This window comes from Sphingorhabdus arenilitoris, from assembly GCF_042651485.1.
GTDB classification, from domain to species: domain Bacteria; phylum Pseudomonadota; class Alphaproteobacteria; order Sphingomonadales; family Sphingomonadaceae; genus Sphingorhabdus_B; species Sphingorhabdus_B arenilitoris.
The window spans coordinates 68457-92732 of sequence record NZ_JBHSDH010000011.1 but is presented as its reverse complement, the minus strand read 5'-3'; the positions used below and the strand labels follow the sequence as shown (position 1 = coordinate 92732).

Sequence of the window (24276 nt, the reverse complement as noted above, 5' to 3'; positions counted from 1 at the left end):
ACGTCCATACCTACCGCCTGACCGCGATCATGAAGGCTCGAACACCAAAGGCTCCAATGCCGTTCGCAGACCTCGAAGACAACCATCGGTAATCGGGCAAAAAAAACGTCACGAAAGCAGAACAATGCGAATATCAATTAGACAACACAATATTAAATTCATACCGCATTTGTTTCCTTGGCTTCGTCCAAACGCACATTTGCATCACGCAAGAGCCAATAGCAATCTCTTCCTTATGCGTATTGTGCCCTCGGCCCCGTCCTAAACCTCACTCATCTCCGCCATGCCCAGACGGCCAGCAAAAGCGTCGCCAGTCCAGCAAGCAGCGCCGCAGCTGAATACACGGCCACCGCGCCTTCGCTATAGGTCACGCCCAAAGCGGCATCGAAATACTGTCCCTCCTCGCCATAGGGCAGCGCGCGGCGGGAAAGCCAAAGCCGGGCAAAGGCCGCGCTCAGCAGCGCCGCCGCGAGCGCGAGGACGGCCTTTGCTATGCGCAATCAATCATGCTCCCTATCGCCCTGCCCCATATACAGCTCGCTGCCGGTTTCTTTGAAGACTTTGCTCATTTCTTCCATGCCTTTTTCGGCTTCGGCTTCACTTAAGCTCCGCGCCTCCGCGCCTCCGCGTGAACCACTTAAATCGTCTGGATGAGCGGCACCTGCCCCTCCACCATGCTTCGCATGGTCCCCCTCCCCGTGCCGGGGAGGAATTTCGGATGAACCCAGCACGCCATTGGGATTATTGGCGGCGAATTCGCGCACTTCCTGGCTGATCTTCATGCTGCAAAACTTCGGCCCGCACATACTGCAGAAATGGGCGGTTTTGGCGCCTTCGGCTGGCAGCGTCTGGTCGTGATATTGCTCGGCGGTGTCGGGGTCGAGCGACAGGTTGAATTGGTCGCGCCAGCGAAATTCGAAGCGCGCTTTGGATAGCGCATCGTCGCGCACTTGCGCCGCGGGGTGGCCCTTCGCCAAGTCCGCCGCGTGTGCCGCCAGCTTGTACGTTACAACGCCGACTTTCACATCGTCGCGGTCGGGCAGGCCCAGATGCTCCTTGGGCGTGACGTAGCAGAGCATGGCGGTGCCATACCAGCCGATTTGCGCTGCGCCAATGCCGCTGGTGATATGGTCATAGCCGGGCGCGATGTCGGTGGTGAGCGGGCCGAGCGTATAGAAAGGCGCCTCGCCGCAGGCTTCCAATTGCTTGGTCATATTTTCCTTGATCTTGTGCATCGGCACATGGCCGGGGCCTTCGATCATCACCTGCACATCGGATTCCCAAGCGCGTTTGGTCAGCTCGCCCAGCGTGTAGAGCTCAGCAAATTGCGCTTCGTCATTCGCGTCATAGATGCTGCCGGGGCGCAGGCCATCGCCGAGCGAATAGGCGACGTCATAGGCCTTCATAATCTCAGTAATCTCGTCAAAGCGCTCATACAGGAAGCTTTCTTTATGATGCGCGAGGCACCATTTCGCCATGATCGAGCCGCCGCGCGACACGATGCCGGTCATCCGCTTGGCCGCGAGCGGCACATAGGGCAGGCGAACGCCCGCATGGATGGTGAAATAATCGACGCCCTGCTCGGCTTGTTCGATCAGCGTATCGCGGAAGATATCCCAGGTCAGGTCTTCCGCCACGCCGCCGACTTTTTCGAGCGCCTGATAGATCGGCACCGTACCAATCGGCACGGGCGAGTTGCGGATGATCCATTCGCGCGTGTCGTGAATGTTGCGGCCGGTGCTGAGGTCCATCACCGTGTCCGCGCCCCAGCGGATCGACCAGACCATCTTGTCGACCTCGCTTGCCACGTCGGATGCGACTGCGCTGTTGCCGATATTGGCGTTGATCTTAACGAGGAAATTGCGGCCGATCGCCATCGGTTCGCTTTCGGGGTGGTTGATATTGTTGGGGATGATCGCCCGGCCCCGCGCCACTTCGTCGCGGACAAATTCGGGGGTGACATAATCGGGGATTTCCGCGCCCCAGCTTTCGCCGTCGCGCTTATATTCCTTCAGACGCTCACGGCCCAGATTTTCGCGCTCGGCGACATATTCCATCTCGGGCGTGATGATGCCTTTGCGGGCATAATGCATCTGACTGACATTCATGCCGGGCTTGGCGCGCAGGATATTCTGCCGCACTTTGGGAAAAGGCGCAACGCCGCCGCTGCGGTCGGGGCCAAGCTGTCCATTATCCTCTGGCTTTACCTCTCGCTGCGGCGCTTCTTCCACATCGCCGCGCGCGCGTATCCATTCGCGGCGCAATTCGGGCAGGCCGACGGCGATGTCGATGATCGCATTTTCGTCGGTATAGGGCCCGGAGGTGTCATAGACCCGCACCGGCGGCTCACCGCTCGATGGCTCCAGATAAATCTCGCGCATGGCGACGCGAATACCGCTGCCTGATTTGGCCGCGACGTGGATTTTCTTGCTGCCACGAATGGGGCCAGTGGTAACGCCAATTTCGGTGCGTGCGGGGATATCTGCCATAATTCTCACTCCTTCGTTATTCGGAGCAAGGGCGGTATCAGGGTGACAGCCGCTCCCTCCCTCCGCCGGTAAGCCCCAAAACGGGGGCCGGATCAGGTTCAACGGGTCGGACGGCGTTACCCGTCCCTCTCAGTCACATGACTCCCCGGGGACGGGACGGTGATAGCGCAGCCGCACGGGCTTGTCATGGAGATAATTAGGACGGTCAGACGCCCGCTTACCGCCGCGTCACATATTGCGTATGGGCGGTGATGTTGTCGCAGGGATAGTCCGTTACTTGCTGCGCCGCGTTTGATTGCGCAGCAGCCAATGCCAAAAATCCGGCCGATAGGGCTTTCGTCGTCATGCTGTTCATCGCTGCCCCATAGTCAGGATGCGAGCATCCGTACATAACCAACCACCATCAACGCCATTCCGATACATAACGCAATCCAACCCCATATCGCCGAACGGCTGTTCATCACTTGCCGCGACAAATGGATCATCCAATCGGGAAAAGCCAGAAAGGCGGCTCCTTCCAACAGGATCAATCCGCCCAATATGGTCACCAATATACTTTGCAGATCGAGCCCATTATAGGGATTGACCAGCATGATCGTCGCACCAATCACCATGCACATTATCCCGATCAGAAATTGCAGTGTGCGGCTGCGTTCCAATTCCCAAAATATGCGCGCCCATGTCCCCCGTCGGCGCAGCTCGCCTATCGCCGCAGCCACGCTGTATAATCCGATCAATATCAATATCCATGCGGTTATCGTCTGCGTCATTCCCATACCGGCCTCCCATCGCCATGACCGGACAAACCGAATCTGCCTGCCCGGCATGTGGTCAGGGTAACGGGCGAATCCATTTTATCAACGCCCAGCGGCAATGATGGCGGGCAATTTGTGCTGTGCCGAGAATGCATCGCCCTAAACAACTGATTAAATGTGTATAAATCGGATATTCTGGATCCGATTTACGTTGACCCCCACCGCCCCATATTCCAATATGCTGCCATCGCAACAGGGCGATATTAAGGGGTTGATGATGTTTGATTTTTGGCTGGCCAGTGAAAATCTGCTTTTTGCAGGATCGGCTATGCTGTTGATTTTATTGATGCTGTTGCAGCTAACTGGGCTGGGCGATTTTGGGCCGGATATGGACACGGATTTGGATCCGAGTCTGGATGTTGACGGCGTGGCCGACGGCTTGCTGGCTTTTTTGGGATTGGGCCGGTTGCCAATCATGATCTGGCTGGCTCTGTTCCTGCTGGCCTTCACCTTGATTGGTTATGCGGGTCAGCAAATGGTCGCGCTCGTCATCGGTGGTTTATTGCCGATGATATTGGCCGGTCCAGCCGCAGCGCTGACCGCATTGCCTGTTACCGCCGCTTTGGCAAGGCCGCTGGCGCGGATCATGCCAAAGGATGAAACGACCGCTGTGCCGATCGACAGCTTAATCGGACGGTTCGCGGTCATTGAGATTGGCACGGCGGCACAAGGGTCAGCTGCGCGGGCAAAGGCAGTGGACATTCACGGGCATAGCCATTTCATCATGGTGGAGCCCGACAATGCCGGTCAGACTTTTGTGACCGGAGAAAAACTGCTGCTGGTCCGCCGCGAAGGCCATATTTTTAAGGCCATAACACAGGGCGAGCAAAATTTGCCCCGATTGGAAGGATGACGATGAATTACCAACAATGCGTGCCGCGATGTCCGCCAAGCGCCGCAGTAACATTACCAGATGCGCTCTTGCTGAGCCGGCCGATGCAGATGCCAAAATAATGGCTGTCTGAACGACTGGCTGAGGGTGAGCGCAGCGCTCACCCGGTCAAGCAACATGGCGCCCGATACACGGCGTTTAAAATAGAAAGAAAATATATGGAAAATTTAATCTCACTCGGCATTTATTTGGGTTTGCCCATCATTGCCTTCATCATCCTGATCGCGTTCCTGATGCGGCTCTATAAACGCGCGACGAAGGAAATTGCCTTTGTGCGAACCGGTCTTGGCGGGGAAAAAGTCGTCATGAATGGCGGCGCGTTGGTCCTGCCTGTGCTGCACGAAACCATGCCGGTGAATATGAACACCGTCCGGCTGGGAGTGGAGCGCAACAATGTTGACGCGCTGATTACGCTCGACCGGCTGCGGATCGATGTGAAGGCGGAATTTTACGTCCGCGTTCGCCCCGATGCGGGCTCGCTTGCCATGGCCGCACAGACACTGGGCCTGCGCACGATGCAGCCCGAGATGCTGAAGGACCTTGTCGAAGGTAAATTCGTCGATGCACTGCGCTCTGTTGCAGCGGGGATGACGATGAACCAGCTGCACGAACAGCGCGCCGACTTTGTACAGATGGTGCAGCAAGCGTCGTCCGCTGATTTGGCGATGAACGGTCTGGAGCTGGAATCGGTATCGCTGACCGGACTGGACCAGACGAGCATCGAGCATTTCAACGCTAACAATGCGTTCGATGCCGAAGGTCTCACCAAGCTGACCGAGCAGATTGAGCTGCGCAAAAAAGCGCGCAACGACATCGAACAGGACACGCGGGTTCAGATCGAGACAAAGAACCTGGAGGCGGACAAGCGTTCGTTTGAAATCAGCCGTGACAATGAATTTGCCCGGTTGGAACAGGAACGCGAAGTCGAAATGCGCCGCGCCGCCCAGGCATCGGACGTGGCGAAGGAAAAGGCGCTGCGGGACCAAGAAGCGCAGGGCGCGCAGATCAAAGCAAAGCAGCAAATTGATAGCAGCCAGATTGAGGCTGACCGCGCGGTTCAGGAAGCGAAAATCAGTCAGGAACAGGCAATTGAAATTGCTCGTCAGGAACAACAAATCGCTATCCAGAACAAATCACGCGAGGAAAGCCAAGCCAAAGCAGAGGCCGATGAAGCCCGTGCCAAAGCGGTCGCCGCCGAGGAACAGGTGGTAACTGCTCGTGAAACCGAGATTGCCGACCGTGAAAAACGGATCGAGCTGATCGAGGCGTCCAAAGAGGCCGAGCGCGAGGCAATCAGCGTCAAAGTGCAAGCCGAAGCCGAGAAAGAAGCCGCCGCCAACCGCGCGTCTGCCGTCCGCCTCTCGGCAGAAGGTGAAGCCGACGCCGAAAAACTGCGCGCTGAGGCCAGCCGGATCCGGTTTGAAGTCGAAGCCGCAGGGCAACGGGCAATCAACGAGGCCGCCAACATCCTGTCATCGAACCAGATTTCGCTGCAAACCAAAATGGCGTTGCTCAAAGTCTTGCCCGAAGTCATCCGCGAATCTGTGAAGCCGATGGAGGCGATCGATTCCATCAAGATCGTCCAAGTCGACGGCATTACCAATGGCGGCGGACGGGGCGGCAGCGGGAATGGCGGTGGGAATGGCGCCGGAAGTAGCGGGGGTTCCAGCGGCAATTTGGCCACTGATGCTGTCTCTGCCGCACTTGCCTACCGCGCGCAGGCACCGGTGATTGACGGGTTGATGAAAGAGCTGGGCCTGAATGGCTCCTCGTTGGAAAATCTGGTCAAGGATGCAGCGGGTAGCGGCGGGTCCGATCTGCTTAGTGCCGCCGAGCAAAGCGAGACGGCTGATGCCCGGGCCTCCTCCCCTGCCAAAGCGAAACGGTCAGCGGGCAAGGCTAAGGCCGATGCGGCCGATGCGCCTGATACCGATGGTTTGGACGCCGAAGCAGGCTAAAACGGCCTTGGGTCAGGACCTAGCGTCAGCGCGTAGTTGGTCCATCACAAAAGGGAGACCGGACATCCGGCCTCCCTTTTTTTGCGGCTCAAACCAAACCCCTATCCTCAAAAACTATAGGCTACACCGCCGCCTACAAACCATTGGTTGGCATCGCCGCGGATCGACGTAATCGGCGTGCGTTTGGCATCGCCGAGGAGGCGCGTATAGCTGCTGAGGCCAAACAGGCTGAACCCGCCATCAAGCGCGTTGCCCGACAGATCATAGCCCAAAACCAAGAAGCTTCCGACGCTTTTCACGCCGCCGTCCGCGTCAAAAACCGGCAGGCCGCTGGCAACAGAACCGGCGGTATCTATGCTGTAATAGGTGTCGGCATAATTATCGTCGACATGGGTCGCGGACAACGACACATTGGCGAAGGCCGCGCGCGATAAGGGCGTCGAATATCCGACGGACGCCCGCACGACCCGTCCGTCATGTGCGCCCGCGACATCCCATCCGGCATCCAGCGTGAATGACAGGCTGTCAAAAGGTGTCAATAATTCTCGGAACGATACGCCCGAAGTAAAACCTACTTCAACGCCAATATCTCGCTCCCCCAATAAGGCGACAACATCATCACCAATGCGGTTATTCCGGTCGAGCCGAAGCTGCACTTGCGGGCCGAGCAAAAATTGAATCTTTTTCTGTTGGCCCCGTTCATCGCGCCCGCCGTCACGGATGACATCGACAAACAGCCCAGGGCCGCGCGCGCCGAAATCGAAGCCATCGACGCTGCCTTGAATCAGCGGCGCAGGCCCGAAATTATAATCGTCCGAACCTTCGTAACTGGGCCGGATACCGCCGCCAATGCCAATGGTAATCCAATCACGGGCAAATATGGAATCGGCCAAGCCGGGCGGCGGTCCGCCAGCCGGCGGGCCAGCAGGAGGTGCGGTCTCTGTTGTATCGGATACAGGCGTTGATGGCGAGCTTTGCGCATAGGCAAAAGGCGTGGCGATAGAGCAGAGCAGCAATTGCGCTGACAATTTCGGGGCTATATTATTCATCCCGTCTATATAGGGACGCAGTCACGGCTTTGCCATAGGACTGTTGCCAAGCAGCAGTCCTATGGCAATCGATATGAACTTTAAAGGCCCACTGCCCTCAAAATTTCATCAAACCATACATCATCACTATTCCGCCTTACCGAGAATGTATTGGTGTACGACCAGGCGCATCCATCCACATCCACCCCTTCAAATGCGGTGCGGGCCAGGCGGTAATACTCCGCACGCTTTGCCTCTGGAATAGTTGTCAGATTGTTGAAATCAGGGCCAGATGCCTCAAGGACGCCATATTCGCCGAGGAAAACCGGGCGGCCCGTGCGGGTCATAAAGTCACGCACTTTCTGGGCATCTCTGGTGATCTGATCTTTTTCATTTTGCGTCAAATCGCGCGGCGCCGATGGCGCGTTTGGCTGCAGCCACGGTGCGCCTTGATGGGTAAAATTGTAAGGATCATAATAATGGAACGTCGCGATAATATATGGATCGTTTGGTATGGGCAGCGGCAGGCCCGTAAAGTTAGGTCCGCTCCCGCCATTTAATGACCCCACCCCGCTGTAAAATTCTCCGCCAATCACCACTGGCCGCGTTGCATTTGTCTTACGGATTTCATCGAGCGACGGTTGTAGAGTAGCCAGCAGATTCGTGTGGTTCAAATTCATATGCGGTTCGTTAAGAAGTTCGAACCACAGCATATTATTGGACTTATCCTTAAACTCCTCGGCAATCTGTTTCCAAATTCCGGCCAGCCGGGCGCGTTCACCGGTTGGATTTTGGAACACATTCGCGCCCGATTCATCATAGTGATGAACATTCAATATGACCCGCAAATTTGCGGCCTGCGCCTGATCTACAACGGTTTTTACGCGCGTCATAAAAGCTGCATCGATGGTGTAGGGCGCGGTGCGGGACGCATGGTTGGACCAGCGCACTGGCAAGCGGATCGTCTTAAAGCCTTTCGCTGCTATGTCGGTAAAGTCGCTCTGCCGAATGGCGCGGCCCCAATCGCCTTCATTGGGTGCTTCCAACTGGTTGCCCATATTGATGCAAGCACCGATGCGGGCATCAGCCTGAGTCAATTTACTGCCCATCGGAGGAGGGGGCGGAGGCGGAGGCGGAGGCGGGGGCGGCGGTGGTGGCGGCGGGGTGACCGATACAGGTGGCGGCGGGGGCGGAGAGGAGCCCGCAGAACCACCCCCGCAAGATGTCGCGATCAACACTATGCATGATAAGGCCATCGCCCTTGAGGCTATTTTATGGTCCATGACCATTCTCTCCCGTAATTTCTGACAACGAAAGACAAGTATGCGTGATATTTTCGAAATGCACAACCCCTAATATCCGCAACTAACAATGAATGGGGCGGCGAGCGCCGCCTTCGCGGGCATGCCGAAGTATATTTTGGACAGGGCCTGCTTCGTCGCTATCAGCAGATCCTAAAACATATATTTCATCTTTACCGATTGAGTGACATTGGCGCTGCCCACAGCAAAGGATGCGCTTTTGAATTTTGGCGGGCCCATACCGATTTTCGGGTTGCGGGAAAAGGCAAAGCCCTCACGCGGAATGAATATCCGCAAATCCATTTTGTTATTATTATTTTCATCATGGACGATCGCCACTGCATAGGTGCCAGCCTCAACCCCGCTAAACACAATATTGCTGGCACTGCCCGCAGGCACCAGCTTTTTCAGCGCGCTTGCGTCTTTGCTGCAATCGGGAAAGGCTTTCGGATTTTTGGTGAGGCAGACCATCAACTGCCCTTTTTGATTGCGCAGATTGGTGACGCTGACCGTCACATTGGCTTTGGCTTCAGCCGCGCGAACGGGGCCCGGCATTGCGGATCCCGCGGCCAAGGCCGAAATCGCCAAGCCCAATATCGGTACCGCAAATCTTATCCCAGAAACGGAAATATAACCCATAATTGCCCCTATATGCCTCATGATGTTTTTGATGATGCGTTGCTGTTATCAGGGCGCGTCCTAATGGTCCATGAACGATCCAGCGGGGGAACATTTCCCATCCCATATGGTTGCCTATCCCCATGACCGTCATAATGGTCAGCACCGCCGCCAATATACCAATATGAACTGGAATGATAAAAACCAGCAGTGGAATGACAATGGCACCGGTTAACGCCTCCCATGGATGAAAGCTCATCGCGGCCCATGCCGTTGGCGGACGGCTTTCATGATGAACCGCATGGGCGATTTTGAACCACCATGGCCGGTGCATCAATCGGTGGGTCCAATAGAACCAAGTGTCATGCGCAAAAAGATATAGGAACAGCGATAAAGGCACATACCATAACGGATAGGCGGAAATGTCCGTATATATTTGCGTCCAGCCTCTATTATCCCAGCCCCATGCCACTATCCCTGCCGGGATGCCATATATGGCCGCACTCATCAGTGACCATCGTATTTCCCGCCGCATTTGTGTATCAAGCCGGTCATATAGACCCGGCCGAACCCGCCGCGTTAGCCACGCGAAAAAGCCGCTCGTCGCAAGATAGCGAATGGCGACAATCGCCGACATGGTAAGCGCGGATAGGAAAATGGCGGTGCTGTGCGGACCCATATGGCTAGGCATAAACCATCACCTGCCCGCGCGCTATCCTTATAATTTCACCGGAACGCCGCCTTTATCCGCGCTTTCATATAATGCAGCAATTATCCGCATATCGCGCAGACCCATTTCGCCCGGCGTGCGGTGCGGCTGGCCATTGCGCGCGGCTTCGCTGAAGCCGTCCACTTGCGCCGCAAATTGCTGAATAGCAGGGGCAGTGCCAATATGCCGTCGCGGCCCTGCGCCTTCGATTATCAGGTCATTGTCATAATAAGTGGTGGCTGGCATCATTTCGATCGATGCCTTGTCACCGAAATACCGCTGCCTGCTGACATACGGACTATAACAATAGGAGCTTGATCCGCTGATATTCGCGCCGCTTTCCATCGTGACGCGCCAGTCAATGCCGCCCTCGACCTCAGCAAAGCGTGGATCATCTCGCGGATATACATAAACCGCAGAAGCAGCGACGGGCCTGTCATTGGGCATCATCATCAACGATGTGTTTAGTCCATAAATGCCGATATCATACATGGATCCGCCACCGCCCAATAGCTTTTCCAGCCGCCATTTATGCGGCGGCCAAGCTTGCGGATTGGCGTCAAAACCATGATCGCATTGGACATGACGAATGGTGCCAATTTCACCAGCCGCTATCCGCCGCTGCGCCTCGATATTGGCAGGTTCAAAATAAACGCGATAGGCAACACCCAACTGTTTATCGGCCGCTTTCGCCGCCGCGATCATTGCCTCACATTCAGCGGGAGAAGAAGCCATAGGCTTTTCGCATAAAACATGCTTACCCGCGCGCAAGGCCCGAATGGTATACTCGGCATGCAGTCCCACAGGTAAGACAATATAGACGCAGCTGATATCCGGATTATCCGCGATATTGTCGAAATTGTTATAATCATAAATATTGGGGACATCATACCGCTGCCCCAGCATTGTTGCTTTTTCCGCGTTACCCGAAACAAATGCAGCAAGACGCGATTTTTTTGCATCGGCAAAAGCTGGTATTACCTGCCCCACGCCAAAGCTTCCCAAGCCAACGATCGCCCAGCCCGTGCGGGCATCCATCGGATCGGGCAAGTCTGGCTTGCCCAACAATGGTTGTCCCTTGGCCGTTTGACCAGCTGCCTTTCCTGCGGTCAAAGCCAGGGGCAACAGCGCTGCACCAGTTAAAATTTGCCGGCGGGTGGGTATCTGATTGGTAGGCATAATGGTCTCCTTCACTACTCGCTATGGCGCATGCATTGAAGGCACTCAAGATCATTGCCCACGATCAAGGTGATTGACCGAAAAAAAGATTGAGGACGCGGCTGCCCTGATATGAGGGATATCCTCGGCACGTTGCCGCGTCCTCAGCGCCGGATGTGGGGACCATCCGGCATAAGGCGGGAGACAAGAAGGAAAGCGTTTAACCCATTAAAAAGGTCTGTAATTCAGACTTGGACACATTGTCGCTTTTGTCACTGTCGGCTTTGGCAAAGGCATTTTTCACCCATTCGGACATTTCATTTTCCGGAACAGGCGGGCGGCCTTGTGCTTCCAACGATTTTTGCCGTAATGTGGTTACCCAAGTTGCGAACTCTTCCCGTTCCAATGCACCGCTTTGGTCGGCATCATATGTTGGGAATTCGGCCTCAACCACTTGTGCCACTTGTTCTTCGCGGCTGACCGGCGGGGTGGGGCCGGATGGTTCGGTTGGTGCAGCCTCTGCAGGGGGAGCGGATGGATCAGAGGGCGGGACGTCGGTGGGGGTTACCTCACCATCCGGCGCAGGCGTTTCAGTTGGCGCCTCCGCGGGCATGGTTTCTTCGGCTGGCGGTGTTTCCTGCGCCATTGCCACACCCGAAAAGGCGATGGCGGATAGCGCGGCGGCTCCGGCGAGCTTTGATATGCGTAACATTTCATTCTCCTAATTATGCGACCCAAGGGCAATGTTGCCGCAGGGTGTTTGTGCCAAGGATATGGGGGCACGTCCTTGGCACGCCATTAAAAGACGCGATTTTTCCTTAACAATCCATAACCCGCCATTTCATCACTTCGGTTAATCTATGACATATACCTATTCACCCCTCACCTGTTGTTATTTTCCGATGATCCTTATTTCCAAGCCGTCGATTTTACTTGAACGTAACATTAACGACGCAGTTTTGGTCGCTGGCCTGCACCGGCCTGCCTTCCGACTCGTCGCCGCCGATAATCCCCCTTTCCCTGCACTGCCCGCCGCGCTAGGGCATCGGATATGGAACATATAAAATGCGATTTAGCGATAGTGGGGGGCGGCCTGTCCGGTGGCTTGATCGCATTGGCGCTCGCACGGCAGCGACCCGAATTGAAGGTTGTGTTAATTGAGGCGGAAAAGCATTTTGGCGGCAACCATATTTGGAGCTTCTTTGCCAGCGACATCGCTGCCGAAGACCGCTGGCTCACCGCGCCTCTCGTCACCTATGGCTGGTCGGGCAATGAAGTGCGTTTTCCCGGGCATAGCCGCATTTTGGACGGCATTTATTACAGCATCGAATCCGAACGGCTGGACGAAGTGATCCGCGCCGCAATTCCGGCGGCCAATCTGCTCACCGGAAAAATGGTGAAAGCCGTCAGCCCGCGTCTGGTCGTGCTCGAAGGTGGGCAACGGATCAATGCGGGCGGGGTTATCGATTGCCGCGGCCCCGGCGATGTCCATCATCTCGATTGCGGTTGGCAGAAATTCACTGGGCAATTGCTGCAGCTATCCGAGCCACATGACCTGACACGGCCGATCATCATGGACGCGACGGTGGATCAGCATGACGGATATCGTTTCGTCTATGTCTTGCCCTTTGGCATGGACAAGCTATTTATCGAAGACACCTATTATGCTGACCGGCCGGAACATGATCGCCGCCGTTATACGCAGCGTATCGCCGAATATACCGACACCCATGGCTGGAAAGTGGAACGGGTGCTGCGCGAGGAATCGGGCGTGCTGCCGGTTGTGATGGGCGGCGATCTGGACAGCTATTGGGCCAGCGGGTCGGGCCGCGTGGCCAAAGCGGGCGCAAGGGGCGGATTTTTCCAGCCTGTAACCAGCTATTCCCTGCCCGATGCAGTGCGCACCGCAACCTTCATCGCGGCGCAGGAGGATATGGACGGCGACCGGCTGCATATGATGATGAAACGCCGCGCCGATACCCACTGGGCGGACGGCAAATATTACCGAATGCTCAACCGCATGATGTTCCGCGCCAGCGCGACGGGGGAACGATATAAGATATTAGAGCGTTTCTACCGTATGGACGCTGACCTGATTTCCCGCTTTTACGCTGGGCAAAGCACGGCGATGGATAAAATGCGCATCGTGTCGGGCAAACCGCCCGTGCCGGTGGGCAAAGCCTTGCGCGCGATCAGGAGCAAAAAATAATGAAAACAGCCGCAATCATCGGTGCAGGCTTTGGCGGGCTGGCGCTGGGTATTCGCCTGCAATCGGCGGGGATCAACACAACGATCATCGAGGCGCGGGACAAGCCGGGCGGCCGCGGATATTATTGGGAGCGTCAGGGGTTTATTTTCGATGCTGGCCCTACGGTCGTGACCGATCCGCCGTGCTTGGAGGAATTGTGGGAATTGTCGGGCGCAAAACTGTCCGATGATGTAGACTTGATGCCCGTCAAGCCATTTTACCGGCTCAACTGGCCCGATGGTACGCAATATGATTATAGCAATGATGAAGAAGAGTTGCGCGCCGAAATCCGCAAACTCGCCCCCGATGATCTGGCGGGATATGACAAGTTTCAGGAATATTCCAAAGGCGTGGAGCGCGAAGGTTATCAAAAACTGGGCGCAGTCGCATTCCTCGATTTTACGAGCATGATAAAAGCTGCGCCCGCGCTCGCCCGGTATCAGGCATGGCGCAGCGTCTATTCGATCGCGTCCAAATATGTGAAGAATGAAAAATTGCGCCAGGCGCTGTCCTTTCAGACATTGCTGGTCGGCGGCAACCCGATGACGACGAGCAGCATTTATGCGTTGATCCATACAATTGAAAAACGCGGCGGTGTCTGGTTTGCCAAGGGCGGAACCAACCGGCTCGTTGCGGGCATGGTGACGCATTTTGAAAGGCTGGGCGGAACGATACGTCTGGATGACGCGGTCGAAGAGATTGAGACAGAGGGCAACCGCACCGTCGCCGTGCGCACCAAAAGCGGATACCGCGTAGAAGCCGACGCGGTCGCCACCAATGGCGATTTGCTGCATACTTATGGAAAGCTGCTGACCGGACATAAACGCGGGGCGAGCCAAGCCAAATCGCTGAAACGCAAACGCTGGTCGCCGTCGCTATTCGTGGTGCATTTTGGCGTAAAGGGACATTATCCCGATGTTGCCCATCATTCGATCCTGTTTGGTCCGCGCTATAAAGGCTTGCTCGACGATATATACAAAAATGGCCGCGTGCCCGATGATTTCAGCCTGTATCTGCATCATCCCACTGCGACCGATCCCAATATGGCGCCAGAGGGCTATTCCACTTTCTATTGCCTTGCGCCGGTCGCTCATTTGGGAAAGGCGGATGTCGATTGGGACGGCGAATTTGGCGAGAAATTCAAGGATGCGATTTTGGAGGAGCTGGAACGGCGGGTGATGCCCGGGCTGCGCGATAATCTCGCCACTTGCTTCTATTATGCGCCGACCGATTTCGCCCGCGACCTCGGCGCGCATCATGGCAGTGCATTCAGCCTAGAGCCAGTATTATGGCAAAGCGCCTATTTCCGGGCACATAACCGCGATGATGTAATCGACAATCTCTATTTCGTCGGTGCAGGAACGCATCCCGGCGCAGGTATCCCCGGTGTCGTCGGCAGCGCGAAAGCGACCGCGAAATTGATGCTGGAAGATATGGCGTGAACCCTCCCTCCCGCTTGCGAGACAAGCCGGGGGAGGGCATAGCGCTTGGATGATCAAAAACGATTCATTCCAGCCCCTCACCGCTCCCGTCAGCTGGAGCGAAATTCAATGAAAGCCCTCGCCGTTTATTGCGGTTCGGCAACGCCGGCTGATCCCGTTTATATCGATGCCGCCCGCCATGTTGGCCGGACCTTGGCAGAGCGCGGTATTACCACCGTTTATGGCGGCGGCAGGCTGGGCCTGATGGGCGCGGTGGCGGACGCGGCGTTGGCCGCTGGCGGCGATGTGATCGGCGTTATTCCTGAGGCTTTGGTGGGCAGTGAAGTCGCGCATCAGGGCTGCACGCAGCTGCACGTCGTCCCCGGAATGCATGAGCGCAAGCGTATGTTCACCGACCTGTCCGATGGCTTCATCAACCTGCCCGGCGGCGTGGGCACGATGGATGAGCTATGGGAAGCGGTGAGCTGGGCGCAGCTTGGCTATCATCACAAGCCCGTGGGGATCCTGAATATCGCGGGCTATTACGACCATCTGATCGCGTTTAACGCGCATATGGCGGAGGTCGGATTTGTGCGCGACGCGCATAAAGGCATTTTGGTGATGGCACAGGAGATTGACGATCTGCTGACCAAAATGGACGGTTATGTCCCCCATAAAAGCATTTTCCAAATGAAGGCGGAGGATTTGTGAGAGTGCGATGCTTATCTCCCCTCCCGCTCGCGAGAGAGATCGGGGGTGGGAATGCTTGCGGAGCAAACGGCTCGCTATGCTCACCCCCATCCCTAACCCCTCCCGCAAGCGGGAGGGGAATTTAATGCACTCCCGCACCGCCCTTGTCACCTATGCCCGGCAGTCGATAGCAAAAGGTAGTAAAAGCTTTGCCGCAGCCAGCAAGCTGTTTGACCGCACGACCCGCGAACGTGTCTGGTTGCTGTATGCCTGGTGCCGCAAATGCGATGATATGGCCGATGGACAGGACCATGGCGGGCAAATGGCGGCAGTGGACGATCCGGCGGCGCGGTTGTCAGCGATCCGTGATTTGACGGCAAAGGCCATGCGCGGTGAACAAACCGGCGAAGCGGCCTTTGACTGCCTATCGGTGGTGGCGGCGGAATGCGGCCTAACCCCGGCAATGGCCGATGCGGTGATTGAGGGATTTGCACTGGATGCCGCCGATTGGCGGCCGCGCAGTGAGAATGACCTTTATCAATATTGCTATCATGTAGCAGGCGCCGTGGGCGTGATGATGGCCGTGGTTATGGGCGTGGATGCGGATGATGACGCAACGCTTAACCGGGCCTGCGACCTTGGGCTTGCCTTTCAACTGGCCAATATCGCCCGCGATTTGGAGGAAGATGACGCGGCTGCTCGCTGCTATCTGCCGGTTGAATGGATTGTCGAAATGGACATTCCGCCTGGACAGCATATGAAGCCGCATTATCGTTCGCGCCTGACGCAAATGGCGAAAATGTTGTGCGATGCCAGCGAAAAATATGAAGCATCGGCGCGGGTCGGCGCGACGCGCTTGCCCTTTCGTGCACGCTGGGCCGTGCTGGCGGCGGCGGGCATATATGGCGATATTGCGCGGCAAGTGCGCAGCGCCGGTGACCATGCCTGGGACCACCGCATATTTGTGAGCAAGGGCGCAAAGGCCAAGCGCGTCGCCGCTGCCTTTGTCGAAGCTGTCCGCAACAAGCCGGAACCGGTCAGCCGCGACGGCCTATGGACGCGAAAGTAAGCGGCTTTGGCGGCCGCCATACGCTCGTTGTCACTTACTCTCATTACTGGCACAGATCGTTATCAGGCCAGAGCGCCGATATCGCGGCGACGCTACCCATCCCACAGCGCATCGGCGCGGTCGCGCAGCCGTTCCACCGCTGCGTTATGGATGCCGGGCGCGCAGCAGATAAGGCCGAAATCGGCGGGCCTCGGTTTGTTATAAATCAAGGCTCCGCCGCGCGCATCGCTGACTTTCGCACCAGCCTCCTGCGCCACCAGATGCGCCGCGGCAACGTCCCATTCATTGCCCCAGCGTAACGTCGCCACCAGATCGGCTCGGTCGCAGGCCACCATGGTCATGCGCATCGCGATGCTATTGGGTTTTTCAACCATGGCGAGGTCGCCGTCCACCTTCATCAATTGATCGGTGGGCACGCGCGATCCGGGGAATTCGGTTCTTTGGCTGGAGCATAATTTTTTGCCATTGCAGGTTACACCTTGCCCCGCCTGTGCAACCCAAATCTGCTGTGTCACCGGCGCAGCCATCACCGCCAGATAGGGTAAGCCATCGGCAATCAATGCCACCGACACGCACCATCCCGAACGGCCGCGCACATAATCGCGGGTCCCGTCAATCGGATCCACGCACCATAGCAGCCGCTCGTTAAGCCGTGCAGGATTGTCTGCCGTTTCTTCGGACAGCCACCCTGCACCGGGCAAAATTGCCGATAGCCGCTCTTTCAAAAATGCATCTACAGCAAGGTCGGCTTCGCAAACCGGTTGTCCTTTGGTTTTTTCCCATACCTTTGCATGGGGCGCTGCACCCTCGCGCCAACGGGCATAGGCCAAAGCGGCGGCCTCTTGGGTAACGGCCACTAGCTGGGTATGGTCAATCCGGGTTTCAGGCACCCGCCACCATCATCCCGTCAATCCGCAGCGTGGGGACGTTGACGCTGCGAATAAATTCCAGATCACTCGCCGCCCGCATTTGCCGGAACATGTTTTTCAAATTGCCCGCAATGGTAAATTCGCTGACCGCGCCGGCAATTTCGCCGTCCAATATCAGGAAACCCGCCGCACCCCGGCTATAATCGCCGGTTACCATATTGACGCCCTGCCCGGATAATTCGGTGATATATATGCCCTGTTTAATGTCAGCCATCAAATCGGCTGCGCTGCCGCTGCCGCCCTCCAGATGCACATTCGATGCGCTGACCCCCGGTGCGCCGCTCACCCCGCGTGCCGCGTGGCCGGTGGGGGTCAACCCCAATTGCCGCGCCGATGCGGCTTCCATCATCCAGCCGGTTAGGACACCTTTATCGATCAGGGCGCTGCGCTGCGTCGGCAGGCCTTCGGCATCAAAGGCGCGGCTATTCAAACCACGCGGACGCAACGGATCATCAATCACCGACAGGCTGCTGTCAAAAATCGTAGCGCCCAACTGTTCGAGCAAAAAGCTGGTGCGCCGGGCAATCGACGAGCCGCTGATTCCGCCCAGCAAATGCCCGATCAGCGAGCCGCCTACGCGCGGATCAAACAAGATGGGCATCGCGCCGCTTTTGACGCTGCCCGGATTGAGCCGCTTGACCGTGCGTTCGCCGGCGCTTTTGCCGATGGTTTCGGCGGCGGGCAAGTCGCTTTCATGGCGGGCGGAGCGATAATCATAATCGCGTTCCTTGCCCTCACCCGTTCCCGCCAGCACGCTGGCATGGACGCCGTAACCTGATGAGCTGTTGGCAGCGGCAAAACCGTGGCTGGTGGCAATGGCGAAAATTGACCGGCCCGCGCTTGCGCCGCCGCCTTCACTATTGGTCACGCCCGGTACCGCCCGCGCCGCATCTTCGCAGGCGAGCGCTCGCTCTTTCAATGCCGCCGGATCAGGATCGCCGCCATCGTCGCTATCAATGTCTGGCAGCTCGCCTTTGAACAGCAATTCTTCAGGCGCCAAACCAGCATATTTATCCTCCGGCGCCTCCCGCGCCATGTCAAGCGCCCGCGACACCAAACCGGCCAGCAGATCGGGGTTCATATTGGATGAGGAGATGGTCGCCGATTTCTGGCCCAAAAATACGCGCAGGCCAATATCTTCGCCTTCATTGCGCGATACGTCTTCTAACAGGCCGAGCCGCACCTGTACGTCGGTGGACGCATCGCAGCTATAGACTGCATCTGCGGCATCGGCACCTGCCTTCATGGCTTTTTCGACAAGGGATGTTGCGCGCTCCAGCGCTTCGTTTTTCGATAGCATAGCTCCGCTTAGGCGCAGGCAGGATTCGCGTCAATTCCATCCGCCATTATCGGGCGATAAATGCCGCCAAAAAACCGTTTGTCACAAAATAGTTTTCAGGCCCGCACAAGCAATGGAAAGCAAAAACGGAACGCCAATGGCCAATATCCATAATTTGGTCCGGTCCATGGCAAAGCGATGCTTCAACCCGCTATCGCTCAATTCGCTGTCATCCAACAAAGCCCAGCGATGTTCAAACCGGCGCAGAACGGGAATGGCCCCGCCCACCAATATCACCAGCAGAAAATAAGGGAAAATCGATACGCCTTCGGTTTCGATCGACGGTGTTACAATGAAAATCAGCATCAGCGTATAAACCACCAATGCGATGGCGACATTATCGCTCATCCGTTTTGCAAAACCTTTGCCCAGCCGCCCACTGCGTCCGCGCATCGGCCCCGCACTTCTTGCCCGTGCCATAGCCACTCTCCTCTCACACTCTCCACCAACGAATGTGACATTTTGGTGGCGAGGAGTCAAAGGGATTAAGGTTAAATGCCGTAGTAGCTGAAATTGGCCGTAAATTGCCGCTTCCTGCGTGCATCAAACCAGCCTTGGCGGCGTTATCGTTACGGCAAGCCCAAAATTTTATGATTTTGCAGCGACAGCCGCCAGCGCGGATTATCCTGAACAAAACGCGTTGCCGCTTGGATATTTGCGGCATTGGCATCATCGCTGCCGCTATCCATGGGCTGGATCAGGAAATGGTCAAACTGCCAAGCTGCCATCGCGCCCGCATCGCTGCCAGCCTGCGGCCAGACGAGTTTCAACTCATTGCCGCTGCGCTGCACAATCTCGCTGCCTGCCTTGGGGCTGATGCAGATCCAGTCGATATCCGCCTGTGCCGGAATCGTCCCATTGCTTTCCATCGCCACTTCAAAGCCATGGCGATGGAGCGCAGCAACAAGCGCGTCATCCACTTGCAGCATAGGCTCGCCGCCGGTCATCACGACATAGCGGCGATCCGTCCCGTCGCCCCACAGCGCCGCGACCTTATCCGCCAAAGCGGCGGCGTCCGCGTATCGAGCGCCATTTTCGCCGTCCATGCCGACAAAATCGGTATCGCAAAATTGGCAAATGGCGCTGGCCCGGTCACGTTCCAGCCCGCTCCACAAATTACATCCGGCAAAGCGCAGGAACACGGCGCGGCGGCCCGCCTGCACACCTTCGCCCTGTAATGTCAGGAAAATCTCTTTGACCGCGTAGCTCATGCGTAGACTGTAGGATCGGTCAGCCCTGCCTCGGCAAATCCTTTTTGCCGCAAACGGCAACTATCGCATTGGCCGCAGGCTTTATTATCGGGCGCAGGATCATAGCAGCTCCAGCTCATCCCCGCGTCCAGACCCAGCCGCGCCGCCTCTGCCGCAATATCGGCTTTGCTCATATGCAGCAGCGGAGTGTGGACGGTAAAACTGTCACCCTCGATGCCCGCTTTGGTGGCAAGGTTCGCCATGCTTTCAAAACTGCGAATAAAATCGGGACGGCAATCGGGATAGCCCGAATAATCGAGTGCATTCACCCCGATCCATAAATCCCGCGCCCCCCGCGCCTCGGCAAGGCCAAGGCAGAGCGACAGGAATATGGTGTTGCGTGCCGGAACATAGGTGACCGGTATCGCGCCTTCATCCACGCCGCCCTTGGGCACGTCAATATCGGCGGTCAGCGCGCTTCCGCCGAAACGGGTGAGATCGAGCGGCAGGACGATATGTTCCACCGCGCCCAAATGCGCCGCGATCGTGGCCGCCGCTTGCAACTCGATCCGGTGCCGCTGATTATAATCAATGGTCAACGCGATCAGGTCAAAGCCCTGCGCCTTCGCCAGCCCTGCCACAACCATAGAGTCGAGGCCGCCGGACAAAAGGACAATGGCGGATTTACGAGGATTATTCATGGTAAAATCAATCTCTCAACATCGGCGAGAGGAAAATGGTGCACCCGGAGCGATTCGAACGCCCGGCCCCCAGATTCGTAGTCTGGTGCTCTATCCAGCTGAGCTACGGGTGCACTGAAAGGCCGCTATTAGGAGCGGATTGGAAATGGTGCAAGGGCTTTTTTGGACTCTGCCGCCTAAATTCCTCCGCGGAACGAGGAGGAATATCGAAACCGGTATGACGCGCGATAATCTCGGGTCATAAAAGCCGCAAAGGAACGAAGACAAAAGGGGGCAGCGATCCGGCGGCACGCAATGTGACGGCGCCGGTGGCCGAAGATTTCCGAAATGGCAAGTCGCCGGCCTAGGTGCCCGTGTCCAGCGAGACGATGCTAAATTAAATCATCTTGCTCGGCCTGATCCTTTTTTTAGCTTTATTTTCTTCAGTCAGAAAATTGCTGGAAACAAGCTATGGTAATCAGTATTGTGTCACCAGAATTTGATAAAATTCTTTTGAATGAATTCCAATGAGGAACATTGCAATCCAAATTAAAACCAGAGAAGAAAAAAACAAGGTCAATATGTATTTGTCATTACCTGCTTCTACATTAATTTTTTTATGTAAAAATACATACAAATTAATCATATATGCAATGACGGCCAAAATCATAATATGATTTTTTTCAATTGGTGAAGTAATTGTTGTTATAATCTCAAATATTTTATTTATTAAAATGAAAAATGAAATTTGATAAACGGTAATCAAAGTGCAAGAATTGAGCTTGGATGTAAAATTTTTATCTCTAGAAAACCCTGCCAAAGTAGGAATTTTTGATAAGCTCAAAAAAACTTTGTGGTATAATTCAGAGATGTACTGCATATAAAATCCCACCTTTAATTAACTTGATGTCAAGGTCCTCCGCAATAAGGGCATTATCTTACACGCTGAGCATCAAATGCGCTTCAATCCATGATTGCTTGCTCTATACTTCCTTCATGAATTCCGAGAATCCCGGGGACACAAGAATTCCGGATACTCAATACTAATCAGACTCACCCTTCCCCCTCACCCCCGCAGCGCCGCCTGTGCCGCTGCAAGCCTTGCAATTGGCACGCGGTAGGGTGAAGCGCTGACATAATCCAATCCCGTTGCTTCGCAAAAGGCGATGCTTGCCGGGTCGCCGCCATGCTCGCCGCAAATGCCGAGCTTTATGTCCGGGCGCGTCGCGCGGCCTTTTTGTGCGGCAATTTCGATCAACTGGCCAACGCCTTCGATATCCAGGCTGACAAAGGGATCGCGTTCGTAAATGCCTTTATCGACATAGACGCTTAAGAAACGCGCGGCATCATCGCGCGATACGCCCAATGTGGTTTGCGTCAAATCATTGGTGCCAAAGGAGAAGAACGCCCCGCATTCGGCAATTTTATCGGCCATCAATGCGGCTCGGGGCAGCTCGATCATCGTGCCGACCAGATATTCGATCCGCCTGCCTTGTTCGGCAAACACCTGCTCCGCGGCCTTATCAACCACCTCTTTCATCAGCTCCAGCTCGCGCTTTGTGCCGACAAGCGGTATCATGATTTCGGGGACCGGCGCGATTTCCAGCAAGCAGGCCGCTTCAAATATCGCCCGCGCCTGCATCTCATAAATTTCGGGGAAAGTGACGCCCAGGCGGCATCCCCTGTGGCCCAGCATGGGGTTAAATTCATGCAGCTCGCTGGCGCGTTGCTTCAACAGCTCGATGCCGACACCGGCGGCCTGTGCAACATCGGCAAATTCGCTTTCCTCATGCGGCAAAAATTCATGCAGCGGCGGATCGAGCAAACGGATGGTAACGGGCAATCCCGCCATCACCTTAAATATCCCGGCAAAATCGCTGCGCTGTTCAGGCAGCAGCTTGTCGAGCGCGGCGCGGCGTCCTGCTTCGCTATCGGCCAGGATCATCTGACGCACGGCGGTAATCCGGGCAGCATCAAAGAACATATGTTCGGTGCGGCACAGGCCAATGCCTTCCGCGCCGAAATCACGTGCGGTTTGTGCGTCCGCCGGTGTTTCGGCATTGGTGCGCACCTTCATCCGCCGCGCTTTGTCGGCCCAGACCATGAGCGTGCCAAAATCACCGACCAGCTCGGGCTGCAATGTCGGCACTTCGCCTGCCATCACTTCGCCGGTCGAGCCATCCAGCGTTATCACATCGCCCTCGCCAAAACTGCGCCCGCCGGTGCGCAGCACCTTATCCTTGGCATCGATGGAGATACCGCCCGCGCCCGAGACGCAGGGCCGCCCCATGCCGCGTGCAACCACTGCCGCATGGCTGGTCATACCGCCGCGTGCGGTCAAAATACCCTTGGCCGCGTGCATCCCGTGAATATCCTCCGGGCTGGTTTCGACGCGAACCAAAATCACGCTTTCGCCCATTTGTGCAAATTGTTCTGCGGTGTCGGCGTCAAAGACGATCTTGCCCGACGCCGCGCCCGGCGATGCAGGTAGCCCTTTGGTCAGCACATCGCGCGGCGCATCGGGATCAAGCGTGGGGTGCAGCAATTGGTCGAGCGCCATCGGATCGACCCGGCACACGGCCTCTTCCTCGCTAATCAAACCCTCTGCCGCCATATCGACTGCGATTTTCAGCGCCGCCTTTGCTGTGCGTTTGCCCGACCGGGTTTGCAGCATCCATAGTGTTCCCCGCTCCACGGTAAATTCGATATCCTGCATATCGCGGTAATGCGTTTCCAATATCGCAAATACCCGCGCCAGTTCGGCATACACCTCTGGCATTGCCTCTTCCATGCTCAGCGGTTTTGCCCCGGCGCGTTCGCGCGCAGCGGTGGTCAGATATTGCGGCGTGCGGATACCGGCGACAACATCCTCACCCTGCGCATTGATCAGATATTCGCCATAATAGGCATTTTCGCCCGTTGCCGGATCGCGGGTAAAGGCCACGCCCGTCGCCGATGTCTCACCCATATTGCCAAATACCATCGCCTGCACATTGACCGCCGTGCCCCAATCGGACGGGATGCTATTCAGCCTGCGGTACACCTTTGCCCGTTCGCTTTCCCAGCTGCCAAACACGGCGCCGACCGCGCCCCAAAGCTGATCCTGCACATTTTGCGGGAACGGCTTACCCCATTGCGCCTCGACCAGGTTTTTATATTCGCTGACCAGCGATTTCAGGTCACCGGCGGTGAGTTCTGTGTCGAGATAATAGCCATTGTCTTCCTTGGCGATTTCCAGCGCCTCTTCGAACGCGCCATGGTCGAGCTCCAACACAACGTCGGCATACATTTGGATGAAACGGCGGTAGCTGTCCCACGCAAAGCGCGGATCGCCCGACGACGCGGCAAGCCCCTCCACCGTTTCGTCATTGAGCCCAAGGTTCAACACCGTATCCATCATGCCGGGCATCGATACACGCGCGCCCGATCGCACCGAAACGAGCAGCGGATCGCTGGCATCGCCAAAGCTTTTGCCCGTCACTGCCTCAATATGGGCAATGCCATGGGCGACTTCGGCCCGAACGCTGTCGGGGAAGCTTTGGCCATTGGCATAATAAGCGGTGCACATTTCGGTGGTGATAGTGAAACCCGGCGGCACCGGCAGGCCGATGGAGGCCATGCCGTCCAGATTGGCTCCTTTACCGCCAAGCAGATTCTTATTCCCGCGAACGGTATCATCACCGTCCGAAACGCCGCCACCGAAACGAAATACATATTGGGTCATGCTACTTCCTTTTTGTTT

24 protein-coding genes and 1 tRNA gene are annotated in these 24276 nt (G+C 56.4%); 7 read left to right on the top strand and 18 right to left on the bottom strand.

Going from position 1 to position 24276, the window contains the following annotated elements:
- Positions 1-272: 272 nt before the first annotated feature.
- From ACFOWX_RS03195 to ACFOWX_RS03180, 4 genes are all read right to left on the bottom strand, one after another.
- The gene (locus ACFOWX_RS03195; protein WP_381421238.1) at positions 273-500 is read right to left on the bottom strand and encodes a hypothetical protein; all 228 of its coding nucleotides are present in this window, start codon (positions 498-500) and stop codon (positions 273-275) included.
- Positions 501-2489, bottom strand: coding sequence for a phosphomethylpyrimidine synthase ThiC (thiC, locus tag ACFOWX_RS03190; protein WP_381421236.1), 1989 nt, complete (start codon positions 2487-2489; stop codon positions 501-503).
- 217 nt (positions 2490-2706) lie between these two features.
- Positions 2707-2844: a hypothetical protein gene (locus tag ACFOWX_RS03185; protein ID WP_381421235.1), complete on the bottom strand. Its 138-nt coding sequence runs from the start codon at positions 2842-2844 to the stop codon at positions 2707-2709.
- Positions 2845-2857: 13 nt separating this feature from the next.
- On the bottom strand, positions 2858-3259 hold the full coding sequence (locus tag ACFOWX_RS03180) for a hypothetical protein (protein WP_381421233.1): 402 nt from the start codon (positions 3257-3259) through the stop codon (positions 2858-2860).
- A gap of 259 nt (positions 3260-3518) precedes the next feature.
- Here ACFOWX_RS03180 and ACFOWX_RS03175 point away from each other — a divergent pair, with 259 nt between their 5' ends.
- Entirely contained in the window at positions 3519-4157 is a 639-nt protein-coding gene (locus ACFOWX_RS03175; RefSeq protein ID WP_381421231.1) for a YqiJ family protein, read from the top strand.
- Positions 4158-4354: 197 nt separating this feature from the next.
- Positions 4355-6154: a flotillin family protein gene (locus tag ACFOWX_RS03170; RefSeq protein WP_381421229.1), complete on the top strand. Its 1800-nt coding sequence runs from the start codon at positions 4355-4357 to the stop codon at positions 6152-6154.
- A gap of 107 nt (positions 6155-6261) precedes the next feature.
- Here ACFOWX_RS03170 and ACFOWX_RS03165 read toward each other — a convergent pair whose 3' ends face one another.
- Positions 6262-7203 (bottom strand): MipA/OmpV family protein, encoded by a 942-nt coding sequence (locus ACFOWX_RS03165; RefSeq protein ID WP_381421227.1) that lies wholly within the window; start codon positions 7201-7203, stop codon positions 6262-6264.
- A gap of 80 nt (positions 7204-7283) precedes the next feature.
- Positions 7284-8279: a glycoside hydrolase family 5 protein gene (locus ACFOWX_RS03160; protein WP_381421225.1), complete on the bottom strand. Its 996-nt coding sequence runs from the start codon at positions 8277-8279 to the stop codon at positions 7284-7286.
- 67 nt (positions 8280-8346) lie between these two features.
- Here ACFOWX_RS03160 and ACFOWX_RS03155 point away from each other — a divergent pair, with 67 nt between their 5' ends.
- Positions 8347-8490 carry a hypothetical protein gene (locus tag ACFOWX_RS03155; protein ID WP_381421223.1) on the top strand — a complete coding sequence of 48 codons (144 nt, stop codon included), beginning with the start codon at positions 8347-8349 and terminating at the stop codon, positions 8488-8490.
- Between the two features lie 146 nt (positions 8491-8636).
- Here the strand turns inward: ACFOWX_RS03155 and ACFOWX_RS03150 are convergent, their stop codons facing one another.
- The 4 genes from ACFOWX_RS03150 to ACFOWX_RS03135 all read right to left on the bottom strand — a co-directional run bounded on the left by ACFOWX_RS03150 (position 8637) and on the right by ACFOWX_RS03135 (position 11680).
- Positions 8637-9038 (bottom strand): DUF2141 domain-containing protein, encoded by a 402-nt coding sequence (locus ACFOWX_RS03150; protein ID WP_381421221.1) that lies wholly within the window; start codon positions 9036-9038, stop codon positions 8637-8639.
- Complete coding sequence (locus ACFOWX_RS03145; protein WP_381421219.1) at positions 9013-9792, bottom strand: sterol desaturase family protein; 780 nt, start codon at positions 9790-9792, stop codon at positions 9013-9015. The genes ACFOWX_RS03150 and ACFOWX_RS03145 overlap by 26 nt, the downstream gene beginning before the upstream one ends.
- 27 nt (positions 9793-9819) lie before the next feature.
- A complete protein-coding gene (locus ACFOWX_RS03140; RefSeq protein WP_381421217.1) occupies positions 9820-10989 on the bottom strand; it encodes a Gfo/Idh/MocA family protein in 1170 nt (389 codons plus the stop codon).
- 199 nt (positions 10990-11188) lie between these two features.
- Complete coding sequence (locus tag ACFOWX_RS03135) at positions 11189-11680, bottom strand: calcium-binding protein (protein WP_381421215.1); 492 nt, start codon at positions 11678-11680, stop codon at positions 11189-11191.
- A gap of 339 nt (positions 11681-12019) precedes the next feature.
- Between ACFOWX_RS03135 and crtY the strand changes: the two genes are divergently transcribed.
- From crtY to ACFOWX_RS03115, 4 genes are all read left to right on the top strand, one after another.
- Positions 12020-13177: a lycopene beta-cyclase CrtY gene (gene crtY, locus ACFOWX_RS03130; protein WP_381421213.1), complete on the top strand. Its 1158-nt coding sequence runs from the start codon at positions 12020-12022 to the stop codon at positions 13175-13177.
- Positions 13177-14658: a phytoene desaturase gene (locus ACFOWX_RS03125; protein WP_381421211.1), complete on the top strand. Its 1482-nt coding sequence runs from the start codon at positions 13177-13179 to the stop codon at positions 14656-14658. The genes crtY and ACFOWX_RS03125 overlap by 1 nt, the downstream gene beginning before the upstream one ends.
- A gap of 108 nt (positions 14659-14766) precedes the next feature.
- Positions 14767-15348 carry an LOG family protein gene (locus ACFOWX_RS03120; protein WP_381421209.1) on the top strand — a complete coding sequence of 194 codons (582 nt, stop codon included), beginning with the start codon at positions 14767-14769 and terminating at the stop codon, positions 15346-15348.
- A 124-nt stretch (positions 15349-15472) separates the two neighbouring features.
- The gene (locus ACFOWX_RS03115) at positions 15473-16396 is read left to right on the top strand and encodes a phytoene/squalene synthase family protein (protein ID WP_381421207.1); all 924 of its coding nucleotides are present in this window, start codon (positions 15473-15475) and stop codon (positions 16394-16396) included.
- Between the two features lie 92 nt (positions 16397-16488).
- On the opposite strand, the gene ACFOWX_RS03110 is transcribed toward ACFOWX_RS03115, so the two are convergent.
- The 8 genes from ACFOWX_RS03110 to ppdK all read right to left on the bottom strand — a co-directional run bounded on the left by ACFOWX_RS03110 (position 16489) and on the right by ppdK (position 24258).
- On the bottom strand, positions 16489-17286 hold the full coding sequence (locus tag ACFOWX_RS03110) for a 3'(2'),5'-bisphosphate nucleotidase CysQ (RefSeq protein WP_381421205.1): 798 nt from the start codon (positions 17284-17286) through the stop codon (positions 16489-16491).
- Positions 17279-18625 (bottom strand): TldD/PmbA family protein, encoded by a 1347-nt coding sequence (locus tag ACFOWX_RS03105; RefSeq protein WP_381421203.1) that lies wholly within the window; start codon positions 18623-18625, stop codon positions 17279-17281. The genes ACFOWX_RS03110 and ACFOWX_RS03105 overlap by 8 nt, the downstream gene beginning before the upstream one ends.
- A gap of 81 nt (positions 18626-18706) precedes the next feature.
- Complete coding sequence (locus tag ACFOWX_RS03100) at positions 18707-19084, bottom strand: hypothetical protein (protein ID WP_381421201.1); 378 nt, start codon at positions 19082-19084, stop codon at positions 18707-18709.
- Positions 19085-19233: 149 nt separating this feature from the next.
- Complete coding sequence (gene queE / locus ACFOWX_RS03095; protein WP_381421199.1) at positions 19234-19875, bottom strand: 7-carboxy-7-deazaguanine synthase; 642 nt, start codon at positions 19873-19875, stop codon at positions 19234-19236.
- Entirely contained in the window at positions 19872-20555 is a 684-nt protein-coding gene (queC, locus tag ACFOWX_RS03090; protein ID WP_381421197.1) for a 7-cyano-7-deazaguanine synthase QueC, read from the bottom strand. Before queC ends, queE begins: the two co-directional genes overlap by 4 nt.
- Before the next feature lie 36 nt (positions 20556-20591).
- Positions 20592-20668 (bottom strand) — tRNA-Arg (locus ACFOWX_RS03085).
- Positions 20669-21012: 344 nt separating this feature from the next.
- Positions 21013-21414: a hypothetical protein gene (locus ACFOWX_RS03080; protein WP_381421195.1), complete on the bottom strand. Its 402-nt coding sequence runs from the start codon at positions 21412-21414 to the stop codon at positions 21013-21015.
- A gap of 186 nt (positions 21415-21600) precedes the next feature.
- Entirely contained in the window at positions 21601-24258 is a 2658-nt protein-coding gene (gene ppdK, locus ACFOWX_RS03075; protein WP_381421193.1) for a pyruvate, phosphate dikinase, read from the bottom strand.
- Positions 24259-24276 lie beyond the last annotated feature (18 nt).

Excerpts from the sequence above, each read along its gene's own strand:
- thiC (WP_381421236.1), bottom strand. The coding sequence starts at position 2,489 with ATGGCAGATATCCCCGCACGCACCGAAATTGGCGTTACCACTGGCCCC.
- ACFOWX_RS03185 (WP_381421235.1), bottom strand. The coding sequence starts at position 2,844 with ATGAACAGCATGACGACGAAAGCCCTATCGGCCGGATTTTTGGCATTG.
- ACFOWX_RS03180 (WP_381421233.1), bottom strand. The coding sequence starts at position 3,259 with ATGACGCAGACGATAACCGCATGGATATTGATATTGATCGGATTATAC.
- ACFOWX_RS03175 (WP_381421231.1), top strand. The coding sequence starts at position 3,519 with ATGATGTTTGATTTTTGGCTGGCCAGTGAAAATCTGCTTTTTGCAGGA.
- ACFOWX_RS03170 (WP_381421229.1), top strand. The coding sequence starts at position 4,355 with ATGGAAAATTTAATCTCACTCGGCATTTATTTGGGTTTGCCCATCATT.
- ACFOWX_RS03165 (WP_381421227.1), bottom strand. The coding sequence starts at position 7,203 with ATGAATAATATAGCCCCGAAATTGTCAGCGCAATTGCTGCTCTGCTCT.
- ACFOWX_RS03150 (WP_381421221.1), bottom strand. The coding sequence starts at position 9,038 with ATGCCGGGCCCCGTTCGCGCGGCTGAAGCCAAAGCCAATGTGACGGTC.
- ACFOWX_RS03145 (WP_381421219.1), bottom strand. The coding sequence starts at position 9,792 with ATGCCTAGCCATATGGGTCCGCACAGCACCGCCATTTTCCTATCCGCG.
- ACFOWX_RS03140 (WP_381421217.1), bottom strand. The coding sequence starts at position 10,989 with ATGCCTACCAATCAGATACCCACCCGCCGGCAAATTTTAACTGGTGCA.
- ACFOWX_RS03135 (WP_381421215.1), bottom strand. The coding sequence starts at position 11,680 with ATGTTACGCATATCAAAGCTCGCCGGAGCCGCCGCGCTATCCGCCATC.
- crtY (WP_381421213.1), top strand. The coding sequence starts at position 12,020 with ATGGAACATATAAAATGCGATTTAGCGATAGTGGGGGGCGGCCTGTCC.
- ACFOWX_RS03125 (WP_381421211.1), top strand. The coding sequence starts at position 13,177 with ATGAAAACAGCCGCAATCATCGGTGCAGGCTTTGGCGGGCTGGCGCTG.
- ACFOWX_RS03120 (WP_381421209.1), top strand. The coding sequence starts at position 14,767 with ATGAAAGCCCTCGCCGTTTATTGCGGTTCGGCAACGCCGGCTGATCCC.
- ACFOWX_RS03115 (WP_381421207.1), top strand. The coding sequence starts at position 15,473 with ATGCACTCCCGCACCGCCCTTGTCACCTATGCCCGGCAGTCGATAGCA.
- ACFOWX_RS03105 (WP_381421203.1), bottom strand. The coding sequence starts at position 18,625 with ATGCTATCGAAAAACGAAGCGCTGGAGCGCGCAACATCCCTTGTCGAA.
- ACFOWX_RS03100 (WP_381421201.1), bottom strand. The coding sequence starts at position 19,084 with ATGGCACGGGCAAGAAGTGCGGGGCCGATGCGCGGACGCAGTGGGCGG.
- queE (WP_381421199.1), bottom strand. The coding sequence starts at position 19,875 with ATGAGCTACGCGGTCAAAGAGATTTTCCTGACATTACAGGGCGAAGGT.
- queC (WP_381421197.1), bottom strand. The coding sequence starts at position 20,555 with ATGAATAATCCTCGTAAATCCGCCATTGTCCTTTTGTCCGGCGGCCTC.
- ACFOWX_RS03080 (WP_381421195.1), bottom strand. The coding sequence starts at position 21,414 with ATGCAGTACATCTCTGAATTATACCACAAAGTTTTTTTGAGCTTATCA.
- ppdK (WP_381421193.1), bottom strand. The coding sequence starts at position 24,258 with ATGACCCAATATGTATTTCGTTTCGGTGGCGGCGTTTCGGACGGTGAT.